General features: G+C 34.1%; 10 protein-coding genes and 1 pseudogene. 6 read left to right on the top strand and 5 right to left on the bottom strand.

The features are described 5' to 3' along the window. Positions 1-355 precede the first annotated feature (355 nt). From KTB61_RS12770 to KTB61_RS12760, 3 genes are read left to right on the top strand one after another with little or no spacing between them, the layout of a single operon-like run. Positions 356-712: a hypothetical protein gene (locus KTB61_RS12770; RefSeq protein WP_216697691.1), complete on the top strand. Its 357-nt coding sequence runs from the start codon at positions 356-358 to the stop codon at positions 710-712. A 42-nt stretch (positions 713-754) separates the two neighbouring features. Continuing rightward, positions 755-1576, top strand: coding sequence for a glycosyltransferase (locus KTB61_RS12765; RefSeq protein ID WP_216697690.1), 822 nt, complete (start codon positions 755-757; stop codon positions 1574-1576). Positions 1577-1592: 16 nt separating this feature from the next. Next, positions 1593-2396 (top strand): LicD family protein, encoded by an 804-nt coding sequence (locus KTB61_RS12760; protein ID WP_216697689.1) that lies wholly within the window; start codon positions 1593-1595, stop codon positions 2394-2396. Positions 2397-2634: 238 nt separating this feature from the next. On the opposite strand, the pseudogene KTB61_RS12755 reads toward KTB61_RS12760, so the two are convergent. The 3 genes and pseudogenes from KTB61_RS12755 to KTB61_RS12745 form a co-directional block, all read right to left on the bottom strand. Next, positions 2635-2922, bottom strand: a pseudogene (locus KTB61_RS12755) (transposase); the annotation flags it as partial. A 113-nt stretch (positions 2923-3035) separates the two neighbouring features. Then, a complete protein-coding gene (locus tag KTB61_RS12750) occupies positions 3036-4061 on the bottom strand; it encodes a tyrosine-type recombinase/integrase (RefSeq protein WP_216697688.1) in 1026 nt (341 codons plus the stop codon). Continuing rightward, the gene (locus KTB61_RS12745) at positions 4051-4605 is read right to left on the bottom strand and encodes a tyrosine-type recombinase/integrase (protein ID WP_330656387.1); all 555 of its coding nucleotides are present in this window, start codon (positions 4603-4605) and stop codon (positions 4051-4053) included. Before KTB61_RS12745 ends, KTB61_RS12750 begins: the two co-directional genes overlap by 11 nt. Positions 4606-4909: 304 nt before the next feature. Here KTB61_RS12745 and KTB61_RS12740 point away from each other — a divergent pair, with 304 nt between their 5' ends. The 3 genes from KTB61_RS12740 to tnpA all read left to right on the top strand — a co-directional run bounded on the left by KTB61_RS12740 (position 4910) and on the right by tnpA (position 7849). Further along, positions 4910-5890, top strand: coding sequence for an O-fucosyltransferase family protein (locus tag KTB61_RS12740; protein WP_216697686.1), 981 nt, complete (start codon positions 4910-4912; stop codon positions 5888-5890). 589 nt (positions 5891-6479) lie between these two features. Beyond that, complete coding sequence (locus tag KTB61_RS12735) at positions 6480-7328, top strand: metallophosphoesterase (protein WP_230973753.1); 849 nt, start codon at positions 6480-6482, stop codon at positions 7326-7328. A 134-nt stretch (positions 7329-7462) separates the two neighbouring features. Next, positions 7463-7849 carry an IS66 family insertion sequence element accessory protein TnpA gene (gene tnpA, locus KTB61_RS12730; protein ID WP_216697684.1) on the top strand — a complete coding sequence of 129 codons (387 nt, stop codon included), beginning with the start codon at positions 7463-7465 and terminating at the stop codon, positions 7847-7849. Between the two features lie 123 nt (positions 7850-7972). On the opposite strand, the gene KTB61_RS12725 is transcribed toward tnpA, so the two are convergent. Together KTB61_RS12725 and KTB61_RS12720 are read right to left on the bottom strand one after the other, a co-directional pair. Then, positions 7973-8995 (bottom strand): tyrosine-type recombinase/integrase, encoded by a 1023-nt coding sequence (locus KTB61_RS12725; RefSeq protein WP_216697683.1) that lies wholly within the window; start codon positions 8993-8995, stop codon positions 7973-7975. After that, on the bottom strand, positions 8988-9176 hold the full coding sequence (locus tag KTB61_RS12720; RefSeq protein ID WP_216697682.1) for a site-specific integrase: 189 nt from the start codon (positions 9174-9176) through the stop codon (positions 8988-8990). The genes KTB61_RS12725 and KTB61_RS12720 overlap by 8 nt, the downstream gene beginning before the upstream one ends. Positions 9177-9409: the final 233 nt, after the last annotated feature.

The raw sequence follows: 9409 nt of genomic DNA, 5'->3' as shown, positions 1-9409 counted from the left end.
TGTGACTATATGTCTCCAAATGAGTATGAAAAGTTGTATCGTAAAATCCAGAAAGACGAATTGCAGATGACAAGTTAGGATGAGGAAAAACTCATTTTAACTTGTACTAAATCTTGACATAGGACCATTTATACTTTTCAAAATAAAGGTAGACAAGTTTCCATTTATATTAATAGTATTGTATTTTTTTGAAGTTGTTCAATATAGTTATCGAATTTTTCTTCCTGATTTTTTACAAAAATATTTTATTATTTTTGATAAATTAAATTGTATATTAATATCCATTACTAGAGTTTTACCATTATTAATGATGGGAGTATTCGTTTGTGTTGTAAGTAGTGATAAAAGGAAAAGAATGAGATTTTATGCACTAGGATTTATAATTTCATTTTCTTGTCTTTCACTAGAAGCTATAATGTTAAAAAATATGGAACAAGTTCGATTTTCTTACATAATTTTTACTTTGCCAACAGCATATTTTTTATTTAATTTAATTATTGCAGCAAAAGATTATCTAGTGAATTTTGACTTTACTATTTTGGGAAAGATAAGCTTATTTGTGTATGTTATTCATCCACTGGTTATAGCTATAATATTAAAAATATGTAAGATGCCAGAATATAGTGTGTTTATATTGACAGTTATAATTTCAACAATAATTGGATATATTGATTATATTTTTAGGGGGATGATTAATGCAAAATGTAGGTAACTTAAAAAAATAAGATTTTATTTTAGGAGAGACATTGAAAAAATGATTGTAGATAAAAAGATATCAGTAATCATGGCTTGCTATAATTGTGAAAAAACATTACATAAAGCTATTGATTCAATTTTAAATCAAACTTATAAAGATTGGATAATGATTTGCTGTGATGACGGATCTGTTGATAATACTTTAAAAATCTTGAAATCTTATGAAAAAGAATATCCAGATAAATTTTTGATTTTAGAAAATAAGAACAACAAACAATTGCCATATTCTTTAAATCATTGCTTAAAATATGTAAAAACAGAATTAGTTGCTAGGATGGATGCTGATGATTGGTCATTGCCAGATCGATTTGAAAAGCAAATTGAATTTTTGGAAAAGCATCCAGAAATAGATTTAGTAGGAACAGGTGTTACTGTATTTGATGGTGAAAAGAAAATAGCATCGATTGTGAAAACACCATTTCCAACAAAAAAAACAATGTTATATTCCAATGCATTTTCTCATGCAACGATTATGACTTATAAAAAAGTTTACGATGAATTGGGAGGATATTCTTTAGATCCAACTGTTTTGAGAGTTGAGGATGTAGATTTATGGTGCAGATTTCTTGCACATGGTTTTAAAGGATATAATTTGCCGGATGAATTATATGTTATTTTGGAAGATGTTAATGCAGTAAAGAGAAGGAATTTTCATGCGAGATTGAATAGTGCAAAAACAAGAAGTCGTGGATATAAATTAATGGGATTTCATGGATTAACTTGTTATAAACCGTATTTGTATGTGTTAAAGGCTTGTGTACCTGTTAGTATTTATCAAAAATTGCATGCATGGAAATTAAAACATAGTCAAGCAACTTAGAAAATTGAGGTAGAATATGCAACCAGATGTATTAATAAAGTTACAAAGAACAGAATTAGAAATATTAGAGGTAGTACACAATTTCTGTGTAAAAGAGCATATTAAATATTCTTTATATGCAGGAACTGCATTAGGAGCTGTTAGGCATTTAGGGTTCATTCCATGGGATGATGATATTGATATCGTTATGACACGAAATCAATATAATAAATTTTGCGAGTGCTGGGAAAATCACCCAATAGATGGTTTTTTTCTTCAAAATGTTAAAACAGATAGCGACACAAATATTGATCATGCTAAAGTTAGAAAAGATGGAACAATATTATTAACCGATGGAGATAATATTGAAAAAGGACATAATGGTATTTGGATTGATATTTTTCCATTGGATAAAATTCCTAAAAATTTCTTAGGAAAAAGCCACCTGTATTTTAATGGTATTAGACGAAATATTTTTAATAGAGGAAATTTAATTAATGAGAATGAAAATTGGAAAAAGAAATTTTTAAAAAAGCTTTTACAAATGATTCCAAAGTCTATTAGAAGTAAGCAGATTTATAAGGCGAATATAAATATTGAGAAAAGTAATCAACAGAAATCAAATTATGCTTGGGTTGATCTATCAACATTATCATGTTATAAAATACATTTTCCTAAAGATATGCCTAAAAAATATACGAAGATTAAATTTGAAAATAAAGAATTTATGATATTTAAAGATTATGATGAAATGTTACGATTAAAATATGGAAATTATATGAAACTTCCACCAAAAGAAGAACGGATTTGTAAGCATAATCCTGTTAAAATCAAATTTTAAACTTGAGAAAGAGTGATTTAGATGAGTTCAAAAAACTCGGTCTGGTTGTTGGTAGCTATGGGAAAATCTATATAGCTATAGATAGTGTAATTGTCAGAAATGGAGTAATTATTTCTAGCGGTATTCCGGAAGGAGATTCTCCTGTTGGTACTTCATATCGGGTTAATCTATTGGATGGCATTACACTGTTGTGGTCAAGCATTTTTGTAACACTACGACCTAATTTTGGCTACAGGGGTTATGCAACCCCGTAGCGTGCCTCGAAAGACGTTTTGTAATTGTTATAAGAATGCGGACGTACATGATTATAATGCACATACACAAATTCTTCGACTGCAGTATAGAGTTCTTCCTCTGTATGATAATAATGCTGGTAAATCAAATCATTTTTCAATGTGTTGAAGTGTCGCTCCATTGGAGCATTATCATATGGATAACCTGCTTTGCTCATGCTTTGTGTTATCCCAAGGCTTTCACACAACTCTGTGTATTCTTTTGATGTATACTGGCTCCCTTGATCTGAGTTATCCCGAATTCGGCATAACAGCGACTATGCCGAAGAAAAAACTATGCCGAAAAATCTTATTACCTCATGTATTCTTATTATTCGTATCCAATTCTTCGGCATAGTATTTCGGGTCAGTCAAGCGAGAAGATTGCTTTCCTTATATCAGCGTTCTTCCACAGCTTTTCGTCATCGTCAACTTTGGGAGCAGACTTGTTGATGGCTTCGCTCATCATTTCTAAGGTCGCAAAAGCATAGAATCCTGAAGTTGTGGACATGCTCTCGTGCCCCAAAAGCTGCATTATAAACGGCAACGGCACGCCATTACGGTAAAGGTCCATAGCTTTTGTTTTTCTGATGAGGTGACAATGTACATTGTCAGGGATTTCATCGCAGTTTTTTCTTGCCATGTCAGCTGCATTTTTCAGAACAAGGCTGATGCTGTCGGTGGACAATCTATGAGGTTTTCCGCCAAGGATACTATAAAACAGCGGGGCCTCCTCATTGCCCGGATGGAACTCCTGTATATAAACATTCAGATGCTTTACTGTTTTTGCCATAAGTGGGACATTACGGCTCTTGCGACCTTTCCCTACAAGTGTTATGTAAGGATTCTCCTCTCCTATATGAAGGGAGGATATGTTAAGGTCAGCAAGTTCCTGCACTCTGGCACCGCTATCATACAAAAGGATTAACATCATCCTGTTTCTCCGGTGTTTTGACGTATCAACGCCATATGCGGACAGGATAGCTGATGTTGCTTGCGGTTTCAAGTACTGTAAGGCTTTTTTCTCTTCTTTAACTTTTTTGACAGAGCATACATCTGTATAAATGCCACGCAGCTCGAAATCTTCCTCCGAACAGTATTTGAGGAATGACCGAATAGCCGTGAGCCTTAAGTTTATGGTTTTAGGAGAGAACTCTTTATCCTTTAGCCATGTTACATATTCCTTGATGTTATCCCGTGAAAAGGCATCCAATGTTACTTTTTCCTCTGTAAGGGATTTGACCTCTTTCAAAAAAGAAAGGTACGTTTTTAGAGATTGTTTATACGCATCAACCGACTTATCCGAGAGATTCTTGACGGCGGGCATATAATCATGGAGATACGCACGGGCAAGCACCCAGAAATCCTTGTCTTTTTTTCTCTTATACTTCATACGCTTCCACCTCCGGTATCAGATCTTCCGTGGAAGATGTGAGCTTGGTATACTGAGAAAAGTAATCAGGTATAAGATGGATGTAATAATAGGTGCTCTCCAGCGAGGAATGTCCCATGTATCGCATTAGATATGGAAGCATGGCATGGACATCCTTGCCTTCCTGTGACCACCGCATGATATTAGCACAGGCAAAATGGTGCCTGAAATCATATGCCCTGGGTTTGACTTTACCGTCCCGTTTTAATCCGGCAGAAACCCATATTTTTCTGAAATTGGCTGATACTGCGGTTGTTGAACAGATACCTCCCTTTGCACCAGGGAAGAAATATTCTCTTTCCGGAAAGCATGCTGGCACAGCTTTATCATACTGGGCAAGATAGCTGATGAGTTCCTCGGAAAGATACAAACGCCGATCTTTGTGCGATTTAGTGTCCAGGATATCAACATAGCCGTCCTTAAGGTGGACATTTATGCATTTGAGTTTTCTGGCCTCGACGCAACGCACTCCACAGCAATACAAAAACCTGTATAGTGCCGGCAATACATTACGTTAAAGGAGAATATGTTTTTACAAGACGAAAGAGAAATTTAATTTAGAGAGATTATTGAACCTATCATTAATGAATAAATATACATATTAATTATGCTTAATTATACGATAATAACTTTAAAGAATTGCATAAATGATCAATAACAAATTTCCTATCTTGTATTATTTAATATCTATTATCAAATGGTATACAACAGAATATTATATGGTTTTGTAATGAAAAAATATATATAAATGATTTATCAGTTGATTCGTAAATCGTTATATAATATATTTTTTTGGGAGGAATGTTTTTATGAATATTAAAACAATACTAAATAAAATGACAATTAAGCAGATAGAATTAGTTGAGAATGTGTTACCAAAAAAATATACTGAAGTTTCGGAATTTGTACGATTGGACAAGTATATGAGAAAAACAGATTTTGAAAAACTATCTGTCAGCAATTTGAAGAAATGTAAAATAGAACGTGGTGAGTGGGATTATCCACTATTTCAAATGAGCTTTATGAACAATATGTTGGTGAATATTATATATTGCTTATCCAATGGTTATTTACCATATGTTGATTTTAAAAACAATGAGGGCGTAAATTTATGGGAACAATTTTTAAAACAACCTTATGGATGTGAATTATTGGATGGAGAAGAAACAATTACATGTGATACTGAAAAAGCTAATATTATAATTCCTATGAGACCTTCTCCCGACAGTATTGAATTGTTCCACAAATTATATGAAAAGTTCATTGTTTTTAACGAGAAAACATCTCAATATATCGAAAATGAATATCGTACTATTTTAGATGATGGGAAGAAACGGACAATAGGAGTTCTTTGTAGAGGGACTGATTATACTGCGAATAAACCAAAAGGTCATCAAGTTCAGCCAGAGATCAAAGATGTAATTTCATTGGTCGAAATAAAAATGCAAGAATTTAAATGTGACTACATCTATCTTGCCACAGAGGAGAAAAAAATTGTCGATGAATTTGAAAGCAAATTCCCTGGCAAAATCCTCGTTAACAAAAGGGAATATTACGATCAATTCTACAATTTAAAGAATGAAAACGGAGATAATGTAAGAATAAGTTGGGTACATCACGATAGAGAGAATGACAATTATCTAAAAAGTTTAGAGTATTTGTCATCTATTGTACTATTGTCAAGATGTCAGTGTCTAATTGGTGGATGTTGTGGAGGAACACAATTTGCATCTTATATGAACGGAAATAAATATGAATATTGCCATTTATTTGATTTGGGAATTTACTGACCAACTAAATTAAAGAGTGATTTAAGTGAGTTACAAAATACAATTATTATTGATAATAATTTGTTAGATTTTGATTCAATTGAGTACACATCAAAACCATCTGACCTTGCCATTACAAAACATAACAATTCTATATCGTTTTAATTTACAGAAAAGGTAAACTTGGTGGCATTTATTCCTTTTACAGTACAGTTGAAAAAGGAAAGCACTATACTTTTAGAATTGGCAAGGCAAGTGCAACAACTGATGGTACGAACAAGTGCAACATCAGAATTTTTGCAAACGATAAATCAACTACACGACTTTCGCTTGTTACTTTGTCTCAAGAAGTTAATGATTATGAAAGTATTAGCTATCCAGCGATTGACGATGGAATTATTTATTTAAGAGTATGGATGCCTTGGCACAATAGAAATACATTTACTATTGATAATGCTATTTTAATTCACCTATTTTATAATCTTTGGTTCTTGTTTCTTTTTTTATGCTGTATAATAGATTAGATAAATTTGAATTTAGCATAATAGAAGGGCAGAGTGAGTTTATGAAGAAATTCAAATCAAAAAAGAAGCGATTTTTGTTGATATTTTTGTTAGTAGTATTAATTACTGCAATATTATTAACCGTAGGTATTGTTGTTTCGTATAAATGCTTAACTGTATCCAGTTATACACTGCAATCAGATCGAATCAAGAATGAGACTCGAATGGTCATGATTTCTGATTTACACAATAGTGAGTTTGGTAAGAATAATACCAGGTTAATTGAAAAAATAAAAGATCAGAAACCGGATATAATTCTAGTAGTCGGTGATATGATAAATGCGCACGGACAGGATGCCCATGTGGCCACAGGTTTGATAAAAAACCTGGTGAAAATAGCTCCGGTTTATTATTCACTTGGAAATCATGAAGAGAATTTTATGGCCAATCGATCATCAGATATTGTAAGAGAATTAGAACAGGCTGGTGCTGTTGTTCTGGACAAGGAATATCAGGATATTCAGGTTAAGGGAAATAAGATACGAATTGGTGGTATTTATGATTATGCATTTGCACTGGATGGAGAAGATTCGACTAAAAAGGAACATATGGATCCTAAAATTTATGGATTCTTGAAAGACTTTGAAAGTACAGATGTTTTTCGTTGCATGATGGCTCACCGTCCGGATAGTTTTATTTTTGGGGAAGCTGCTCAGACATGGAATATTGACTTGGTTGTCAGTGGTCATGATCATGGTGGTCAGATTATTCTTCCTGTGTTAGGAGGTGTATTTGGTGGAGATCAGGGATTGTTTCCCGAATATGTAGATGGAATCCATCATTTTAAAACCGTAAAAAATATGATTATAACCAGAGGTCTTGGAAGTCAGAAAGAAAAACTTCCTAGATTTAATAATATTCCAGAAATTGTCGATATTACATTAAAAAGTAAGTAAAGTAGCGTATTAAAATAATCGTGGAGAAAAGAAATTTATTTCGTAAATGGTAAATAGCCGGTACCGTGTCGCTTGCTAGTTTTTGTGAGATAATTACTCTAAAAAATCTAAGGTTTTTCAAGGAGGGCTATCTCATGGATAAAATTACTCACAAAGTCCGCTGTGAACAATGGACTAACATCATAAAAGAATGTCTGGCTAGTGGAATGAATAAAACTGCCTGGTGCAGAGAACATGGTATTTCAGACAAGTCATTCTTTTACTGGCAACGTCGGCTGCGTGAAGAAGCTTATATTTCTACAATAGAATCTTCTTCACCGCCTGCAGCCAAATCTGTAAGTATACCTGCAGAGTCGTCGGTTGATTTCGTCGAATTAAAATTACCTAAGCAATCCGCCGTATCATCTACTGCATTCAGACCAGATGTGATCATTCGAAAGGACACCTTTTCGCTGGAGATTTCAAACACTGCTTCTGCAGAACTATTAAGCAGAATTGGAGGTCTCTTACATGCTGAATGATGCAACCGGTTTCGACAAGATTTTTATCGCAACAGGCTTATGCTCAGTTTATTTTTATCCTCATCTTTTTTGAATAACCTGTATTTTCCAGATGATTTTTCGGAAAAGATGAGGATAACATAATTATCTTAATCCACAAAGACGAGCCATCTCTGCTTCATCATCTGACCACAAAGGTTTTTCTTTGGTTGCCATATTCCCAGATTCCATTACTTTTCGCATCATTTCTAAAGATGGAACGGCATAAATGCGAGTTGTTTCAGTTGAGGAATGCCCAAGTATTCTGGAAACCAGCTCCAGTTCTGTTCCATCCTGATATAGATTCGTTGCGCGTGTTCTGCGGACCATATGAGGATAACAGTGTTCCGGAAGATTCGGATGATCTGGTCTTATCTTATCTGCATATTTCTTTATGATCCGTTCTACATTTCCAACAGACATCTTGTCTTTATGTCCTTTTATGACAGTGTATATCAAAGGTGCATCTGGATCATTCAATGGATGATATACCTTTAGATAATTCCTTACGTGATTGGCAGTTACATCTGTGATCGCAACAATCCTCTCTTTATCGCCTTTTCCATATATCCTAAGATATGGGATATCAGCATCAAGATTTACTGAAGATACCTTCAGTGATAATAGTTCTGAAACCCTGACTGCAGAATCATAAAGCAGAATGAGGATCATCTGATCCCTTCGGCCAATCTTTGTATCAGGCGGGGCCGAAAGCAATGCTTTCATATCTTCCTCGGAGATTATCTCACGGGTCAGCTTTGGTGCTCTCAGGAATGGAACTCTTGAAGCAGACAATGCGATGGATTGCAAAGAGATATCAATGTCTGCTGCATACCACAGATAAGCTCTGATTGCTGCAAGCCTGTTATTGCAGGTAGTTTCTGCATTTTTATTATTCTTTAGGTATTCCATGTAGGACAGAAGCATTTCATGAGTGCAGTCTTCAAATCCAAATGTTTTTATTGACAGGTGGCATTCATCCGTTACATATCTCCTGAAGATGGTCAGTGCATCACGGTATGTTTCGATTGTATTCCTGCTTTTCAGTGCCTGGTCAGGAAGATAATGTTCAAGAAAATCCAGAGTTTTAGAGAAGAACAGTTTCTTCTGAGTTTTTCTTTTACTCATATAGCTCTACCTCCGGAATTACTGATATACCGGTTTTATCATTTTTTCTGATAATACGAAATGCTTCCGCAACCTGATGATAATAGTAAAAGGTTTCGTCAGGGCTTTGATGCCCCAGATATCTGCTTAGAAAAGGAAGCATCTCTTTTAACGATGTGCCATTTTCCATCCACAGGTTCATTCTTTTGACAACGTAAGTATGTCTCAAAGAATGGACTGTTGGAGATTTATCACAGCCTTCTGCATAAGGAGTCAGACTCCAAAAGTTTCGAAATTTATATTCTATCTATAAAATGTCAAGACCTAATGTACAAAAAATATTATATAAAAATGTACAATTAGTCTGTTTGTTTTAAGTGGTCTTTTAACCTGTATGACTTTCCTGATATTGGTATTACATGTGCATGATGCAAA

This window comes from Anaerostipes faecalis (genome assembly GCF_018982945.1).
Classification (GTDB): Bacteria; Bacillota; Clostridia; order Lachnospirales; family Lachnospiraceae; genus Anaerostipes; species Anaerostipes faecalis.
This window is presented reverse-complemented; position numbering and strand designations above follow the sequence as displayed.